Source organism: Corynebacterium tuscaniense DNF00037 (assembly GCF_000759055.1).
GTDB lineage: Bacteria > Actinomycetota > Actinomycetes > Mycobacteriales > Mycobacteriaceae > Corynebacterium > Corynebacterium tuscaniense.
The window spans coordinates 1-16,675 of sequence record NZ_JRNG01000009.1 but is presented as its reverse complement, the minus strand read 5'-3'; the positions used below and the strand labels follow the sequence as shown (position 1 = coordinate 16,675).

15 protein-coding genes and 1 pseudogene are annotated in these 16,675 nt (G+C 57.2%); 13 read left to right on the top strand and 3 right to left on the bottom strand.

What is annotated here, in order from left to right; genetic code table 11:
* The 12 genes from recN (at position 1) to HMPREF2129_RS10550 (ending at position 12,180) form a co-directional block, all read left to right on the top strand.
* A complete protein-coding gene (recN, locus tag HMPREF2129_RS02830) occupies positions 1-1,731 on the top strand; it encodes a DNA repair protein RecN (RefSeq protein ID WP_034662892.1) in 1,731 nt (576 codons plus the stop codon).
* A gap of 66 nt (positions 1,732-1,797) precedes the next feature.
* Complete coding sequence (gene steA, locus HMPREF2129_RS02825; RefSeq protein ID WP_034662889.1) at positions 1,798-3,021, top strand: putative cytokinetic ring protein SteA; 1,224 nt, start codon at positions 1,798-1,800, stop codon at positions 3,019-3,021.
* Between the two features lie 15 nt (positions 3,022-3,036).
* Positions 3,037-4,035, top strand: a complete 999-nt coding sequence (locus HMPREF2129_RS02820) for a copper transporter (RefSeq protein WP_034662886.1) — start codon at positions 3,037-3,039, stop codon at positions 4,033-4,035.
* 52 nt (positions 4,036-4,087) lie between these two features.
* Complete coding sequence (locus HMPREF2129_RS02815) at positions 4,088-4,762, top strand: NUDIX domain-containing protein (protein WP_034662883.1); 675 nt, start codon at positions 4,088-4,090, stop codon at positions 4,760-4,762.
* Complete coding sequence (xerD, locus tag HMPREF2129_RS02810) at positions 4,762-5,667, top strand: site-specific tyrosine recombinase XerD (RefSeq protein ID WP_034662880.1); 906 nt, start codon at positions 4,762-4,764, stop codon at positions 5,665-5,667. The genes HMPREF2129_RS02815 and xerD overlap by 1 nt, the downstream gene beginning before the upstream one ends.
* Before the next feature lie 105 nt (positions 5,668-5,772).
* The gene (locus HMPREF2129_RS02805; protein WP_034662946.1) at positions 5,773-6,648 is read left to right on the top strand and encodes a ParA family protein; all 876 of its coding nucleotides are present in this window, start codon (positions 5,773-5,775) and stop codon (positions 6,646-6,648) included.
* A 21-nt stretch (positions 6,649-6,669) separates the two neighbouring features.
* Positions 6,670-7,509, top strand: a complete 840-nt coding sequence (locus HMPREF2129_RS02800) for a segregation and condensation protein A (protein ID WP_052092579.1) — start codon at positions 6,670-6,672, stop codon at positions 7,507-7,509.
* A 5-nt stretch (positions 7,510-7,514) separates the two neighbouring features.
* On the top strand, positions 7,515-8,078 hold the full coding sequence (gene scpB / locus HMPREF2129_RS02795) for an SMC-Scp complex subunit ScpB (protein WP_034662878.1): 564 nt from the start codon (positions 7,515-7,517) through the stop codon (positions 8,076-8,078).
* An 11-nt stretch (positions 8,079-8,089) separates the two neighbouring features.
* Positions 8,090-9,130: a pseudouridine synthase gene (locus HMPREF2129_RS02790; protein WP_034662876.1), complete on the top strand. Its 1,041-nt coding sequence runs from the start codon at positions 8,090-8,092 to the stop codon at positions 9,128-9,130.
* Positions 9,131-9,835 carry a (d)CMP kinase gene (gene cmk, locus HMPREF2129_RS02785; protein ID WP_034662873.1) on the top strand — a complete coding sequence of 235 codons (705 nt, stop codon included), beginning with the start codon at positions 9,131-9,133 and terminating at the stop codon, positions 9,833-9,835.
* Entirely contained in the window at positions 9,835-11,436 is a 1,602-nt protein-coding gene (gene der / locus HMPREF2129_RS02780; protein WP_034662870.1) for a ribosome biogenesis GTPase Der, read from the top strand. The genes cmk and der overlap by 1 nt, the downstream gene beginning before the upstream one ends.
* Before the next feature lie 93 nt (positions 11,437-11,529).
* Positions 11,530-12,180, top strand: coding sequence for an alpha/beta hydrolase family esterase (locus HMPREF2129_RS10550; RefSeq protein WP_198021514.1), 651 nt, complete (start codon positions 11,530-11,532; stop codon positions 12,178-12,180).
* Here HMPREF2129_RS10550 and HMPREF2129_RS02770 read toward each other — a convergent pair.
* Entirely contained in the window at positions 12,177-12,968 is a 792-nt protein-coding gene (locus tag HMPREF2129_RS02770) for a class I SAM-dependent methyltransferase (RefSeq protein WP_034662867.1), read from the bottom strand. The two genes, HMPREF2129_RS10550 and HMPREF2129_RS02770, sit on opposite strands and share 4 nt — an antisense overlap.
* A gap of 67 nt (positions 12,969-13,035) precedes the next feature.
* On the opposite strand from HMPREF2129_RS02770, the gene HMPREF2129_RS02765 reads away from it, so the two are divergent.
* Positions 13,036-13,998 carry an alpha/beta hydrolase family esterase gene (locus HMPREF2129_RS02765; RefSeq protein WP_034662864.1) on the top strand — a complete coding sequence of 321 codons (963 nt, stop codon included), beginning with the start codon at positions 13,036-13,038 and terminating at the stop codon, positions 13,996-13,998.
* 24 nt (positions 13,999-14,022) lie between these two features.
* Here HMPREF2129_RS02765 and HMPREF2129_RS02760 read toward each other — a convergent pair whose 3' ends face one another.
* Together HMPREF2129_RS02760 and HMPREF2129_RS02755 are read right to left on the bottom strand one after the other, a co-directional pair.
* The gene (locus HMPREF2129_RS02760) at positions 14,023-16,218 is read right to left on the bottom strand and encodes a hypothetical protein (protein ID WP_034662861.1); all 2,196 of its coding nucleotides are present in this window, start codon (positions 16,216-16,218) and stop codon (positions 14,023-14,025) included.
* Between the two features lie 179 nt (positions 16,219-16,397).
* Positions 16,398-16,675: pseudogene (locus HMPREF2129_RS02755) on the bottom strand (hypothetical protein); the annotation flags it as partial.

Below are 16,675 nucleotides of genomic sequence, written 5' to 3'. Positions count from 1 at the left end.
ATGCTCACCGAAATCACTATCGATAACCTTGGCGTTATCCCGCATTCATCCGTCGAATTCTCACCGGGTCTCAATGTCCTCACCGGTGAGACTGGTGCGGGTAAAACAATGGTTGTTACCGGTTTACGTTTGCTCACCGGAGGCCGCGCGGATGCGTCGAAGGTGCGCACTGGGGCTGCGCAAGCCACTGTTGAAGGTGCCTTCAGCACGAACATGCTTATCGACGATGCTCTGGCCGCCATCACCGCCATCACCGACGAGGCCGGGGCGCAACCGGATGAGAACGGTGAATACCTTATAGCCCGCTCGGTGAAAGCTTCTGGCCGTTCCCGTGCGCACCTTGGTGGCCGAACAGTCCCGGCGGCAACTCTGGCAGAGTTCACCTCGCACTTGTTGACTATTCACGGTCAGAATGATCAGCTCCGCCTGCTTGCGCCAGCAGAACAACTCGCTGCATTGGATGCGTTTGACCCGGCGATTGCTCCGTTGAAGGAGCGCTACCGTAAGGCTTACACGCAGTGGCGCGCGACGTCGAAGGATCTGCGAGAAAGAACAGAGAAGCGCCGTGAGTTGGCCCAAGAAGTTGATCGGCTCCAATTCGCCGTCGAAGAAATTGATGGCATTGATCCCCAAGAGGGGGAAGACACCGATCTGGTAGCAACGATCAACCGCTTGCAGGACGTGGATGCGTTGCGCGCATCTGCGCTTGGTGCACTCGTGGCCATCGATGGGGCGGAGGCTGCTGGCGACTATGGGACTGGTGCTGAAAGCACCGATCCTGCTTCCACGCTTATTGGCCAAGCTGCATCATCTTTGCAGCAAGCAAGCGATGGTCATCTGCGTGAACTGGGGAGCCAGTTGGCGGATGTCGCGGCGGTGCTTACGGATGTCTCCGGTGAACTCGGTACGTTCTTGTCTGATCTGCCGAGTGATCCGGATGAGTTGGAACGGTTACTTCAGCGCCAGCAGGAGCTTAAAACCCTCACACGTAAATACGCCCCCGATATCGTAGGTGTGCTCGCTTGGCGTGCGAAGGCAGCAAAACGCTTAACCTCGATTGATACCTCTGCGGAGGCGATCGAGGAGTTGAAGAAGCGCGTTGCAGCCAGCGAAAAAGAAACGACTACTGCAGCGAAAGCCCTCACTAAAGCGCGTACCTCCGCAGCGAAAGCGTTGGAAAAGGCGGTGACCGAGGAGCTGCGTGGGCTGGCGATGCCGAAAGCGCGGATAACCGTGGCCGTCGATAAGCAAGAATTCGACCGTAACGGTGCGGACAGCGTTGAGTTGCGATTGGCACCGAATGATGCGCTTGAGCCACAACCCTTGGCATCCAGTGCATCTGGTGGTGAGCTTTCTCGCGTCATGCTTGCCTTGGAGGTCATTCTGTCCAGCAAACAGGGTGGTGCAACGTTGGTTTTTGATGAGGTAGATGCCGGTGTCGGTGGCCGTGCTGCTGTCGAGATTGGGCGACGCCTAGCCCGCTTAGCGCAAAACAACCAGGTCATTGTGGTCACACACCTGCCACAGGTTGCCGCATATGCCACAACCCACCTGCATGTGTCCAAGAACGTGGGGGATGAATCCGTGACTTCGGGCGTAGACGTCCTTGAAGGTGATGCCCGGATCGATGAGCTCGCTCGGATGCTCGCCGGCATGGATGATTCTGAGACGGGTCGTGCACACGCTACCGAGCTTATGAAGCGAGCCCAGACTGAGATCGCTTCATTCTAAAAAGAGGGCAGTTCTTACAGCGCGCCTCCACCAATAAAGCTGGTTGATGCAGCAAGATCGCGTGTTATGAGCTCTACTTCCAACGCCTCCGCGACGAAAGAACCTACCCCTCAGAAGGTTGGCTTTCCCAATGTCTCAATCCATGCACACCTGCGCGATTGCACACCGCAGGGAAAGGGCCTGCGCAAGTTCAACGCGGGCGATATTGCCGTGGTGGATGCGCCGGACTTGACTCGTCGTGAGGCGCAGGCGCTGCTTCGGAAGCGTCCGGCAGCTGTTGTGAACATTGGAAAGTTCTCTACCGGCAACATTCCTAACTATGGGCCACAACTCTTGCTGGACGCCAACATCCCGCTGTATGAGGAGGCTGGCGCTGCTACGCGCGAGTACTTCCGTGATGGCAAAAAAGCAACGCTTGCCCCTAACGGTGATGTCATCGTGGGTAAGAAGGTGATCGCGCAGGCGACGTATCTGAGTCGCGACAACGCGAACAAAGTTTTTGATACCGCTCAGCGCACCCTCGTTGACAATATGGAAGCTTACTTTGGCAACAGCATCGAGTTCATTCATTCCGAATCGCCGCTGCTTGTCGACGGCGTCGGAGTCCCCGAGCTCGGCGATGTCATGGATGGCCAGAAAGTCCTCATTGTTGCTCCCACCCCCGATGCGCGTGAGCGAGTGAGGAATCTACGAAACTTCATCCGCGAGTACCGTCCCGTAATCATCGGTGTTGGTAGTGCTGCTGACACGTTGCTGGATTTGGGTTACGCCTGCGAGTTCATCGTCGGCGATCCGGCCGATATCTCCACGGATGCGCTGCGTGGCGACGCACGTGTGATCCTACCGGCAGACCCGGACGGGCACGCCGCTGGGCTTGAGCGCATCCAGGATCTTGGCGTTGGCGCGGTGACATTCCCCGCAGCCGCTGATTCGGCTATGGACTTGGCTATTTTGCTGGCTGTCTTCCACGACGCTGAAACAATTGTCACCGTCGGTGACCTCGTCGATCTGGACCGTATCTTCGCCAACGACTTAGCAGCCTCCCCAGCCGCAATGCTCACTCGCCTCAAAGCGGGGAATCGCATTGTGGAATCCACGGTGGTTGAGAACCTGTACAAGACCAGCTCTGGTTCTGGTGCGGCATGGGCCTGGGCAATTCTTGGCCTGTTCGTGGCAATCGCAACAGTGGTCCTCATTGTCGGTTTCATGGGTAACGGCACGTTCGTTGACAACCTCGCCGACACGTGGGACAACTTCGCCCTGACCGTCCGGAACCTTTTTAACCGCTAGAAGGGGTGCAACAACATGTCGAAAAAGAAGACAGGCAGTGCTGGATTGGTTGCCAGTGGCCTCGCATGGGGGCTTGCGGGTGGACTCGCACTGGGCACCCTCGTGGTTGCTCCCTCCCTAGCACCGATTTCTGATTACGCGTTTAACAACATCGACTCCACCAGCGGGGGCGGCGCCGAGAAAAACGAGCAGGAGGGCGAGGCCCCAGGTAACCCGGAGGCGAACTCCGCTAACGCTCTTCTGGCCGGCCACTCCACGCGCATCGTGGAAAGCACGTTGGAGCAGCGCCCCTACATCATCGTACGTGCCCCGAACGCAGATGAGGAGGATGTGAAGGCCATCGAAGCTCTCGCTCAGCAGGCGGGCGCCACGGCTGCGGGAGAAATCTTCCTGACGGACAAGTTCCTCTCTCAAGACGGAGCCGATGAGCTGCGCTCCATCATCGCGAATACTCTTCCAGCCGGTGCTCAGCTGTCAGTGGATAATCAGGCACCAGGCATCCATGCCGGTGAGTCCCTGGGGAGCGCGTTGATGTTCGATGTAGAGAAAAATGAGCCGATTGCAACGGTTGAAGACCGTGCTTTGGTTTTACACGCGCTGCGTGATGCTGGATTCATCGAATACGCTGACGGCACCATAACCCCGGCGCAGGGCATCATCGTGGTAACCGGCGGGAGTGTTGAGGAAGGCGAGGGCGCCCAGGACGATGCGGAAGCCTTTGCCGCCACAGTCCTGGCTGATTTTGTCCAGGGGTTGGACTCCCGCGGGGGTGCTGTTGTGCTCTCTGGTCGCCGCGGGGCAGCAGCGCCGCATGGTTCCATTGAGCTCATTCGTTCCAATGCTGAGGCGAGTGCTGCAGTATCTACCGTGGATTCCGTCGACACCGAGACCGGGCGCATCTCCACCATCCTCGCACTAGCGGAGCAGCTCAACGATAAGTCCGGTGCCTACGGGGCAGCCTCGAATGCGCAGGCACCAGCGCCGGAACGTCCGCGCACTGAGCCAGCTGAATAAAACAAAGGATCCGGCCCGAACTGTGCCTCCGCGCTGGGCTTAGATTGGTGTTATGACTTCCCACTCACAATCACAGCGACACGAATTCAGTGTGACTAACTCTGAGCTGCTGGTGGACGCACCTATTGTGGCGCTCCGCCGTGACTCCGTGACCATGCCGGGTGGTGGCAGCGCTCACCGCGAGATCGTAGAACATTTCGGGGCTGTTGCTGTTGTCGCTGTGGATAGTCAAAATCGCATTGCACTCGTGGAGCAATACCGTCATAGCGTAGGTCGGCGTTTGTGGGAACTTCCCGCAGGTTTGCTGGACGTTGCGGGTGATAGCGAATTGACCACAGCGAAACGTGAGCTGGTGGAAGAAGCCGGACTCAAGGCGCAGGACTGGTCACTCCTGCTTGACCTGGTCACCTCCCCGGGTTTCGCCGAGGAAGCTGTACGTGTATTCATGGCTACTCGTTTGAGTGAGGTTGAACGCCCACCAGCTGAAGATGAAGAAGCAGATATGGGCTTCACGTGGATGCACATTGAGGACGCACGAGAAGCCGTCATGTCCGGCCGGATTGTGAACTCGATTGCCGTTGCTGGGATTCTCTCTGCGGCAGATGTACTTTCAGGACAGTCCAAAACCCGGCCCATCGACACACCGTTTGAGGTGCGACCCACGCATATGGCCAAACGGCGTCAGCGCCAAGGCGTACAACCGGACATGAAAAAGATCGGACAGTAGTGAAAGCACAGGCTGTTGGTCAACTGTGGCTTGATCACCTCGCTGTGGAGAGAGGTGTTTCGGAGAACACGCTGAGCAATTACCGTCGTGATGTTAAGCGCTATGTTTGTTGGCTCGAGCGCGCCGGCAAAACGGACCTCGCATCGGTGACTACAGCGGATCTCGAGGCCTATGTCGCGGATCTGCGCCGCGGCGATGAGCACCGGAAACCACTCGCGGCATCCTCCACGAACCGGGCGCTCGTTGTTGCCAGAGGCCTGCACAAATTCGCCACCGTTGAAGGCATCGTTATTGCGGACGTTGCGGCACGCGTGTCTCCGCCGAAACAAGGTGACAAGCTGCCAGACACTTTGAGTATTGATGAGGTGAGCAAACTTCTCGACGATTGCCCGACCGATACCCCCATCCAATTGCGGGACAAAGCGTTGTTAGAAATTCTTTATGCCACGGGAGCGCGTGTTTCGGAGGTGCTGGGGTTGGTTGTGGATGATGTCTCCCAGATGCCTGGGTACATCAAGGTCACTGGAAAAGGGGATAAGCAACGCATCATCCCGGTGGGGCGCACAGCGAATCACGTTTTAGATGCCTACTTGGTGCGCGGACGTCCTGCGCTATCGCAGGGCAAAACTCATGCGTTGTTTTTGAATAAGCGTGGGGGAGCGCTGTCACGTCAGAGCACGTGGACAATTATCAAGGATGCGGCTTCACGCGCGGGGATTGCAAAGGAAGTCTCACCACACACGCTGCGCCATTCCTTTGCAACACACCTTCTTGAGGGTGGGGCAGACGTCCGTACGGTCCAGGAGCTACTCGGTCACGCCAGTGTGACAACAACGCAGATCTATACTCATGTCACTCCAGAGAACTTGCGTGAAGTCTGGCGCACCGCGCACCCGCGTTCCTAAACCACTCCGAAAACACGGCGAACAGACGCATTACGCGGTAAATAACACCTGTGTAAGATGACGGACAGTAATGTTTTGGTCGACCTGATGATGAAGGGCGGGACCGTGGCAGACGAAGGACTCTTCGATGCGGAGCAGGCGGCAGTCGGACTGACTGGACGCCCACTGCGCGATCTCCCTCAGCCGGAGCCACTGGAGAAGCATGGCCCGGCCACGATCATTTCTATGGTCAACCAAAAAGGTGGAGTGGGTAAGACCACCTCATCCATCAATCTCGGTGCCTGCCTTGCGGAGCAGGGCCGAAAGGTTCTACTGGTTGACCTGGACCCGCAAGGCGCTTTGTCCGCTGGTCTTGGAGTCACTCAAGATGAGGATCAAGTCACGGTATATGACTTGATGTTGGACAATACCTCCACAATCCACTCCGCTATTAAGCACACGAATGTGCCTGGCCTCGATCTCGTGCCGGCCAATATCGATCTGTCAGCGGCTGAAATCCAGTTGGTTAATGAGGTTGGCCGTGAACAAACCCTCGGCCGTGCACTGCGCCCGGTGCGCGGGGAGTATGACTTCATCATCATTGACTGCCAGCCGTCGTTAGGTTTGCTAACCGTGAATGCGCTTGCGTGTTCCCAAGGCGTCATCATCCCGATGGAGTGCGAGTACTTCTCCCTGCGTGGGTTGGCTCTACTGGCGGATACCGTGGAGAAAGTCCGTGACCGTATCAATTTTGACTTGGACATCGTAGGCATCCTGGTCACCATGTTTGACCGCCGTACCACGCATGCTCGTGAAGTCATGGAACGTGTAGTAGAGGTCTTCGGCGACCGTGTCTTTGACACAGTGATTACCCGTACCGTTCGCTTTCCGGAAACCTCAGTTGCCGGTGAACCAATTATTACGTGGGCGCCTAACTCCCCGGGTGCGGAACAATACCGGCGTCTGGCGCTAGAGGTCATCGAGCGCGCGTCCCAGCACTAGTAAGGGAGCCGTTGATCGGGCATGACAACAACGCACACAAATCAACCGGTGGATGGTCATGAGGGCTATCAGCCAGAGATTACTGGTTTCACCATTGTCCTTAACAACTTTGAGGGCCCTTATGACTTGCTGCTGAATCTCATTGGTGCCAGGAAGCTCGACATCACCGAAATTGCTCTGGCTGAAGTCACTGATGAGTTCATCGAATACGTGCGTTTGTTGGGGGAGACGGCACAGTTAGATGAAGTCACTGAGTTTCTGGTCACGGCAGCAACGCTGTTAGCGCTGAAAACACAGCGGCTCTTGCCACGCAGCGGTGAGGACGAAGAGGAAGATCTGGAGCTCCTGTCATCCCGTGACCTCCTGTTCGCCCGCTTGTTGCAGTACCGGGCCTACCAACAGGTGGCCGACCGTTTTGAGGAATGGCAGGCGAATGCGCGGCGGCGCTACCCCCGTGCGGTGGGAATAGAGGAACAGTTCCTGGACCTCATTCCACCAGTGGATTTGGGGCATTCAGCGGGCAGTTTTGCCGAGTTAGCGGCATCTGTTTTTCGTCCTAAGCCACCAGAAACGGTGCGTACTGACCACGTGCATGCCCAAGCAGTATCTGTGCCGGAGCAGGCCGGCAAAATCTTGGACACGTTGAAACTCGCCGGCCCGGATCATTGGCTGACCTTCACCGCACTGACACGTGACTGCACCAAAACAATGGAAATTGTTGGTAGGTTTTTGGCGGTCTTGGAGCTATATAAAGCTCATGCGATTGATGCGCAACAGGATGAAGCCCTTGGACAACTGGACATCGCGTGGACCGGTAAAAATGTTGATCCCGCGGTGGTGGCCGCACAGAACTGGGAGTAGGGACGATGGAGAGTTATTCAGACCAGCCCATGGTGTCGCAGCTGCGCTCGCAGATTGAATCCATCATGCTGGTGATCGATACACCCGCCACCGTTGCGGATCTCGCTGGTGCTTTGCATGCTGCCCCAGAAGATATTGCCTCAGTCTTGAAAGAGTGGGCAGAGGAACTGAATCACCGCGGTTCCGGGATGGACTTGCGTGAAACCGCCGAAAGTTGGCGGCTGTACACCCGGCCAGAGAATGCAGATGCTGTAGAGGCATTCCTGGTGGATGGCACCCAAACCAGACTCAGTCGCGCCGCGATGGAGACACTGGCGGTGGTTGCGTACCGGCAACCGGTCACCCGAGCCCAAGTAGCGGGTGTCCGCGGAGTGAACGTCGATGGTGTCATGCGCACGTTGACCCTGCGAGGGCTTATTGCGGAAGTGGAACCTGATGAATCGTCTGGCGCTCACCGCTACGTCACTACTGAACTGTTCTTGGAGCAATTAGGCATTGACTCTTTGGACAAGCTGCCGGACTTAGCTCCGCTGCTTCCGGAAATCGATTCCATAGAAGATGCCTGGTAGGTTCGGGGACTATGAAACCTACCGCTCGCCGAGAAGGCTCACCGGATAAGGGGCCTAATAAAGGCCACAAGAATCAACCTGAACGGGGCAAGGACCAAAAGTTCTTGCTCTCAAACGCAAAGCCCGCCAAGCACCAGAACGTTAGCTTGAGCGAGCGACGCGCGGCCGCTGGGAAATCCGCAGAAGAACCACACCCGCTCGCTGACAATTGGTGGGACCATCGTGAAGATCCCGTTGCCCCGGAGGGCAAGTCCATCGAACTGGGTGGCCCAGGTAACCAGGAGAATCACTGGGGGGCGGGCAGGAAACGTCGACAAGCAGAAGGCGTGCGCTTGCAGAAGGTCCTGGCGCAGGCCGGCGTGGCATCGCGTCGGAACTGTGAGGTGATGATCGATGAGGGCCGCGTTGAGGTCAACGGCAAGATCATTCGCCAGCAAGGCGTGCGGGTGGACCCGAACGTGGACATCATCCGCGTTGACGGTGTACGTGTGAATGTGAATGAGGAACACCAGTATTTCGCACTGAATAAGCCACGCGGGATGCACACCACGATGGAAGATGAATTCGGCCGCCCGTGCGTGGGCGATGTTGTGGCAGACCGTGTTGTAGCCGGCAATCGCCTCTTCCACGTGGGGCGCCTGGATGCGGACACGGAGGGCCTGCTCATCCTCACCAACGATGGTGAATTGGCTAATCGCCTCATGCACCCGCGTTACGGTGTGTCCAAGACGTACCTGGCCACTGTGCTCGGTGAAGCGAAGCCGGCGCTGGTACGCGAGCTGAAGGACGGTATCGAGCTCGATGACGGTGTAGCCAAGGCTGACTACGCGCAGATTGTGGATACACACCAGGGACAATCGCTCATCCGCCTGGAGATTCATGAGGGCCGCAAGCACATTGTGCGCCGCATGCTCAAAACGGCCGGTTACCCAGTCCAACGTCTCGTCCGCACCAAGGTGCACACGGTGCAGCTGGGTGAGCTGAAGCCGGGCGCGATGCGCGCGCTCAATGATTCGGAGCTGACGGCCCTGTATAAGGCAGTGGAGATGTAAATGGCTAGCACTGAGAGTTTGACAAACATGCCCGATGGCGGCTTGATCCTCGCTGTCGATGGGCCTTCAGGGACCGGCAAATCAACAACGTGCCGTGCGCTGGCTAAACTGCTCAGCGCTAAGTATGTGGACACAGGAGCAATGTACCGTGTGGCCACCTTGGCTGTGCTGCGTGCTGGCGTGGATCCTGCTGATACCGCTGCGGTCATTGACGTGACCCGCAATCTTCCGCTTGAGGTTTCCGATGATCCGGATTCCACCGAGGTGATCCTCGCGGGTGAGGATGTCTCGCGTGAGATCCGTGAACGCGACGTCACGCAGAATGTTTCTGCCGTCTCAGCCATTCCGGACGTGCGCGTGAACCTCGTGGAATTGCAACGCAAGCTCGCACGCGATGCGCATCGCGCCATCGTGGAGGGCCGCGATATCGGCACCGTTGTACTTGTAGACGCCCCGGCGAAGGCCTACCTCACCGCCTCACCGGAGGTCCGTGCGCAGCGCCGCTACGACCAAGATGTCGCTGCAGGCCGGGAAGTCGATTTTGACACGGTGCTCGCGGACGTCATTCGTCGCGATGAGCTGGATTCCTCACGTGAGACAAGTCCACTGCGTCCTGCTGAGGACGCGGAGATCATTGATACTTCCCAGATGAGCAAGGATGAAGTCCTGGCTACCCTTATCGCGTTGATTGAAAGGAGTGCATGATGGCTGACCAGCGCAGTAACAACGAGTATTCAGATGATGCGCCCACACAGTTCCAGTACACCGAGTTCAACCCCGCGGATTATGAGGGTGAGGAATACTTCATCTCCGAGTACGGGGAGGAAGCTGAGCAGCTTTTCGACGACTCGGGGTTCGGCCCCGCTGATTACGGCGACGATGCTGGTGCAGCCGAACTGCATGACGATATGTCGGAGGAAGACTGGGCCGAGGTCGAGGCAGCCTTCGGCATCCAGCGTATCAACGCCGATGGGCACCTGGAGGAAGCGCTGCCCACGGTTGCGATTGTCGGTCGCCCAAACGTGGGTAAATCTTCATTGGTGAACCGTTTCTTGGGCCGTCGTGAGGCCGTGGTGGAGGACCACCCTGGCGTCACCCGTGACCGCGTTAGCTACCTGGCGGACTGGGCAGGCCGTCGCTTTTGGGTGCAGGACACCGGTGGATGGGACCCGGATGCGAAAGGCATTCACGCGTCCATCGCCCACCAGTCTGAAGCAGCAATGCACGATGCGGACATCATCCTCATGGTTGTGGACTCCCACGTTGGTGTGACGGAATCTGATGCCGCGATGGCGCGTAACCTGCAGCGCTCCGAAGTACCGATCATCCTGGTGGCTAACAAGTTTGAGTCCGAGTCCCAGTGGGCGGATGTCGCGGAGTTCTACTCCCTTGGCCTGGGTGACCCGTGGCCTGTCTCAGCATTGCATGGCCGTGGTGGTGCGGATGTTCTGGATGAGATCATTCGCCTCTTCCCAGAGGTGCCCAAGTCCGCCAACTCCATCACCGAGGGCCCGCGCCGCGTGACGCTGGTGGGTAAGCCGAACGTGGGCAAGTCCTCGCTGCTGAACAAGCTGTCCAAGTCCGATCGTGCTGTTGTGGATAATGTCGCTGGCACGACTGTTGACCCGGTGGATGAGCTCATCCAGCTGGACCAAAAGCTATGGCGCTTCATTGACACGGCCGGCCTGCGTAAGAAGGTCAAGAACGCGACTGGCCACGAGTATTACGCCTCTTTGCGTACACGTGGCACGATCGATGCGGCTGAAGTATGCGTCGTGCTTATCGACGCATCGCAGGAGATCACCGAACAAGACCAACGCGTCATCTCCATGGTGTTAGATGCGGGCAAGGCCATGGTCATTGCTTTCAACAAATGGGACCTCATGGATGAGGACCGCAGGTATTACTTTGACCGTGAGTTCGACATGCAGCTAAGCCAGTTGCCCTGGGTGTCCAAAATCAATATCTCCGCCGAAACCGGGCGTGGCCTTCACCGCCTGGAGCAGGAGATGATCACGGCTCTAGAGAACTGGGATCGCCGTATCTCCACTGGTCGGCTGAACAACTGGCTGCGTGAAGCGATTGCTGCCAACCCACCGCCGATGAAAAACAACCGCCTTCCTAAGGTGCTTTTTGCCACGATGGTGGGTACTCGTCCGCCAACCATTGTTCTCTTCACCACAGGTTTCTTGGATGGTGGCTACCGCCGTTACTTGGAGCGTAAGTTCCGTGAACAATTTGGCTACCACGGCACTCCCGTCCGTTTCGCAGTGCGCGTGCGTGAACGCAACCCGAAGCGACGCTAAGAGCTACTGACCGTGCCACACCCTCGCAGAGCCCGCACCGTTACCGTTGACTCACCCAATGGCGGACCACTCGAGTTTTGCTATCACTGCTCTGTGCCACAGATAGAAGAAGGCGAGTTATTGCCACTCATCGTGGGAATCCACGGCAGGGGAGATAACGGCTACGACTTCCTCGTTGGCACCAACCTTGGCGTGGCCAACGCCGTGGTGGTCACCCCCACGGGCCGGGGTCTGGCATGGAGTCCTGCACCTTATGCCATCACCACAGTTGAACAAGACACCGCACTGATTGAAGCGATCATCGCTGACATCAGTACGGCCTATCCGATTGATCCGCATCGCGTGTACCTCGCCGGATTTTCCAATGGTGGGGGACTCGTTGCCGTTCTAGCTACGAACAATCCAGAAAAGTACGCCGGAGCCGCTACCGTTGCTGGCGCCATCCGGACGACACCGGGTGAACTGACAGCGGGCGCTCCCATCGACTACCTGAACATCCACGGCACATGGGATGACGTTGTGCCGTATGCCGGTGAGAATCGCGGTGGCGGGGGAGTGATCCAACCAGCGCGGGACGTTACGGCTGCCTTTGCGCAACGCAACGGTGGTGCGGCACGGACCGTACACATTCCCGTCGAAGGCATGGGGCATGAATGGCCGGCAGGTATCTGGGCACCCAGCAGGGGTATAGACGTGACTGAGACTATTCTCGATTTCTTCAGTGTCTCGTGGGATACGGACTAGACGCGCTCATACACAAACGCGTCTGTGCGATAGGGCAGAGGAATCACATCATCATCTTCAAACCCCAGGCGTTCATAGAGATACCACTGCAGATTCGACTCCACTTTTGATCGTGTCGTGTCTGATGCACGCAACCAGTAAGACCGCGTCTTCGCCAGCGCGATTAAATCCGTGATGGTCGCCTCCTGGTACCAACGCAAGCGGAGTTCCTCAGCCAGAATCCACGGGGGGTGCACCTCTGGGTAGAAGCCTTCTCGGTGTACATCTCCGGAATGGGAAATACGTGAATACCGCAGTACCCACGGGTGGGCAACATCCAGCGTGTTCCAACACAACATGAGTTTGCCTCCTGGCACCACAACGCGGTCGGCCTCAGCGCTGGCTACGCCGGTATCCACCCAATGCCAGGTCTGCGCACTAACGTACGCGTCCACGGAGTGGTCTTTCACTGCAGTTGCCTCAGCCGTGGCGCGCCAGGTGAACACCTCTGGGTGGCGCTGCTTCAACACGGTGAGCATGCCGGCGGACGGGTCCACGGCAAACACCGTCCGTTCAGCACTGAGTAAATCAGCCGAGAGTTTACCCGTCCCGGCACCAACATCAATGACGGTGTGTGCGGAATCGACGAGGTTGATGACGGCGGATGGGTATGAGGGCCGGACGTCATCATAAAGCGATGCCCCTGATTGGAACGCATCCGCCGTACGCGCGCGTGCTGTTGCGTCGCTGAAGCCGGGCGCATTCTTCTTGCTTGGAATGAAGCGACGTGACTCCGGGCGGAAACTCATGAGGAGGAATGTAGCTGGTGCCGGGGCATGGAGCGAACTTTTGGGTGAGTAGCGTAGGTTAGATTGAGTGAAAAACGCCCATCTGAAAACCGCTTTCCGCCCAGCAGTAGCTGCTGCTGTGGTGCTGTTGAGCAGCTTTCATACGGGCGCATGTGGCTTGCTGCCGGTTACACAGACGGTTGAAGACAAGGTGGTGGAAGTCTTCAGCGAACCTCCGGCATACCGCCCCTTGGCTAACGGCCCCACCACGACACATCGTCGCACAATGCAGATTGGTGGGCATGAACGCGAGTATCTCGTCTCCACACCGACGGACGTTTACGCGCTCGAAGGGTTGCCGCTCATCTTGGTGTTCCACGGCTACCGCATGACCATGGATCAGATGCGTGCCACCACGGATTTTGATTCCGCCCACGCCGTTGTGGTGTATATGCAGGGTGTAGATACCGCCTGGGCTCCCGCGCCCTATGCAACGACAACGGGGGAGGAGGACCTGGCATTTTTCGACGCCGTGCGCGAGCAAATGTTGCGTGATTTCCCGGTTAATCCCTCGCGCGTGTTTGCCGCCGGTCACTCCAACGGCGGTGGTTTTGTGGCGTACGCGGCATGCCATCGCCCACACCATCTCACCGGAATAGCTTCAGTGTCTGCCGCCTATTACGAGACGGTTTTTGAGGGCTGTGCGCCGATACCCATGAAACAGATTGATTTCCACGGCACAGATGACCCTGTCATCGACTATGAGGGCGGCTGGCGGTACCACACCCCCTATGAGCCAATACCGCGTGTACTTGCTGAAGCAGAAAAACGGAACCACTGCGATGCTCAACCCATCTCTGCCCCCTTTGAGCGCCCAGGACAAAAACTCACCTGGCAACACTGCGATGCGCCACTGGAGCACTACCGCCTCGAGGGCAGCAGACACGTGTGGCCCGGCGGTCTTATCGACATCGGGCCGGGCGCACTAACAAGCAAGAACTTTGCTACAAAGACGATACTCGACTTCTTCCGCATCCCCCGGCGCAATTAAACACCGGGGGATGAAAACCGAGAATTACTCCGTTTCAGATGACCCATTTCCCTTGTTAGAGGACAGTTCCTCCGTGGCGGCCTTACCCAAAGACTTCTCACCGCACACACCTGGGATCAGAGCCAAAGTGAGCAGGGTTAGTCCACCGAAGGCAGCCGCAATCGCCTGACGGTTGTCGTCGACAGCCTTTGCCAAATGCGGGTTCCAGATACCCATCTGCTTCTGGGTCTCTGCAATGAACTGGTCGATGGCAACGTTCTTCGATCCGCCGACAAGTTGCGACACAAGCGCAACTGCAGGAAGCAGGAACAGCAGCGTCCCACCAACGGTGCCGATGCAGCGACCCAACCCCGAATTCAAGCGACCTTCCAGCTCACTGAGCCTGTCGTTCAGATCCTTATTGGTGTTCTCAAGGTCCGTGATGGCTTTGTCAGCGTCCTTGATGCGATCCTCGAGCTCCTTATTCTTGTCCTGCGCATCCTTGATCGCGTCTTCAGCCTCCTTGATGGCATCCTCCGCGTCCTTGATGCGACCATCGAGCTCTTTATTCTTGTCCTCAAGCTCCTTGTTCTTGCCCTTGAGGTCCTCCGCTTCCTTTTCAGCGTCTTCAAGGCGCTTATTCAGGTCGTCGATGACATCTCGGACGGGCTTTTCTTCACCTTGGTACTCAACAGTGCAGTCGCAGCCGCTTTGTTCAACCCACGTGGATGCTTCAGCCGACTCATCCGTCTCGTAGGTGACGGTGAACTTGAGCTCGCTGTCCTCCTTCGTAGGGGTGTACTTGAATGTGATCTCTTTTTCTTCACCGGGCAAGAAGGAGATCTTCTCGTCTTCGGCCACAACGTTGCCGGCTGCATCCGTCACCTTCGGGTGGGTAATACGCGCGTTACCACCCAAACCGAGCTTCATGGTTAACTCGATTTCCTCGCCAGGCTTAGCCTTGTATGGGTTGTCCTTCGTCCACTCTTTTCCGTTAATGAGGACCTTTGCTGTTGGCTCACGAGTGGCATCGACGGATCCATCAATGCCACTGACCTTTGCTGCAGAGTTCGCTGATGCAAACCCAGCTGAGGTACCTATCTGCGGGTCAAAATCAGTTGGCGCCAAGCGGTAGTTCGTTGACTTGGCTGCAGGTACGAGGCCAATCTTCTTGATATCGTAGCTCACCCGGGCATCCTGCGGAATATTCGAAACCGTCACGCGGAATCCACCGTCTACGGGAGTTACATCAAGCTTAACCGCATCCTTCTGCTCCTGAGTGAGTGGCGGTTGACCAGAACCAGTGATCAACGTGACCCCGGTGATCTTCGGTTCCCAGGAATCCTTATCGGTCATCTTCCACGGTTCGTCGCCATTGTTACCGTCGTTCTTGGGAACGTAAGTCACCGCAGCGGTACCGTTTGGAGGGTTGACGGGGGTAATGGCGTGCATTCCAAGATGCACGTCAAAGCCATTGGGATCAACAAAAGCATCGGTCCAGGATTGGTACTTTTTGTCGTTCTCATTCTGGCCACTGACAATTTGCTTGTATGTGACGCTGAACCCGAATGGAGTTGTATCGGCGGAGCTCACGGTGCCGTCAGTCAGTCGCGTCCAGTACTTCACTGGCTGGCCCTCAAGGACACGGGAACTACCAGTCGGGCCTGACTCTAAACCATCACCAGTACCGTAAAAGGACCCGTGTACGGAAATGGGGACACTGACTGGGACGATGCCCGATACGTCGTCGGCGTTATCCAAGCCCGTGATGGAAATGCCGTTAGCAATTTTGCCGCCGCCGAACCGAGCATTCGTGTTCTTAACTTGAAGGACTTTATTCGAACTTCCGGGAATGCCAAACGTCGCGTCTGCAGTGCCCACGGAGACACCACCGCCAGAGTGTTCTTCTTTAGCAGCACCGAAGAAGACCTCGATTGTGGAACCCTTGGACACCTTTGCCATATCGACATTCAAACGGATCTTCCAGCCCGCCTGCAGTTCAACATTGCCGTTAGCCAATGCGTCATAATCCGCGGTGATCTTGTTGCCGTCCTTGTCAAAGATGCCTTCAACTACGACCGCATCAGCCGGGATATTTGTATTGCTCTGAGCAATAGCCGCCGGCGCACCAAGCGGAGACGCGGTGTCAAGCACCTGGACACCAGAGACAGCGAGGCCAGCGGCAACCGCGATGAACATGACACGGTTGAAGCGGAACGTTGTATCGCGGGGGATACGCATATATGAACTCCTAGCGTTGGGGACCACAAAGGGAAGTGGTAGTGGATCTAGCTGTTCACTGGGCCTGACCCCCGTGGTCAGCATGGAACATCCACGGTTTTGCCAGCACAGTTCCAGCCAGATATAAGATTCCAGTGCAACATAATAGTGGAACTGGTAACTACTGGCATAGCTGGTGGCTAATTGGGGGTAGTTGACGCGGAATTGTCTGTCGGCGGCCCAGCAGATTCGGCACGCAACTGACTTCGTCTGTTCTCAATAAAGGTGCGCTCCGCCAGGGACTCGCCAGCACCATCCTGAAGATGCACAACTACATTAAGGCCAAGGGCTTCGAGGTCTTCGACATCTTCGCGGTACATAGCAACGGAACTGATCGTGCATTCATCCGTATTGATATTCGAGGCGCGGATCTCCTTCACGGTGTCCACGTTCGCGTGTTGTGAAGGCATAGCCAGCA

Excerpts from the sequence above, each read along its gene's own strand:
- HMPREF2129_RS02800 (WP_052092579.1), top strand. The coding sequence starts at position 6,670 with ATGACAACAACGCACACAAATCAACCGGTGGATGGTCATGAGGGCTAT.
- recN (WP_034662892.1), top strand. The coding sequence starts at position 1 with ATGCTCACCGAAATCACTATCGATAACCTTGGCGTTATCCCGCATTCA.
- HMPREF2129_RS02770 (WP_034662867.1), bottom strand. The coding sequence starts at position 12,968 with ATGAGTTTCCGCCCGGAGTCACGTCGCTTCATTCCAAGCAAGAAGAAT.
- der (WP_034662870.1), top strand. The coding sequence starts at position 9,835 with ATGGCTGACCAGCGCAGTAACAACGAGTATTCAGATGATGCGCCCACA.
- HMPREF2129_RS02820 (WP_034662886.1), top strand. The coding sequence starts at position 3,037 with ATGTCGAAAAAGAAGACAGGCAGTGCTGGATTGGTTGCCAGTGGCCTC.
- HMPREF2129_RS02760 (WP_034662861.1), bottom strand. The coding sequence starts at position 16,218 with ATGCGTATCCCCCGCGATACAACGTTCCGCTTCAACCGTGTCATGTTC.
- steA (WP_034662889.1), top strand. The coding sequence starts at position 1,798 with ATGAGCTCTACTTCCAACGCCTCCGCGACGAAAGAACCTACCCCTCAG.
- scpB (WP_034662878.1), top strand. The coding sequence starts at position 7,515 with ATGGAGAGTTATTCAGACCAGCCCATGGTGTCGCAGCTGCGCTCGCAG.
- HMPREF2129_RS02815 (WP_034662883.1), top strand. The coding sequence starts at position 4,088 with ATGACTTCCCACTCACAATCACAGCGACACGAATTCAGTGTGACTAAC.
- HMPREF2129_RS02790 (WP_034662876.1), top strand. The coding sequence starts at position 8,090 with ATGAAACCTACCGCTCGCCGAGAAGGCTCACCGGATAAGGGGCCTAAT.
- cmk (WP_034662873.1), top strand. The coding sequence starts at position 9,131 with ATGGCTAGCACTGAGAGTTTGACAAACATGCCCGATGGCGGCTTGATC.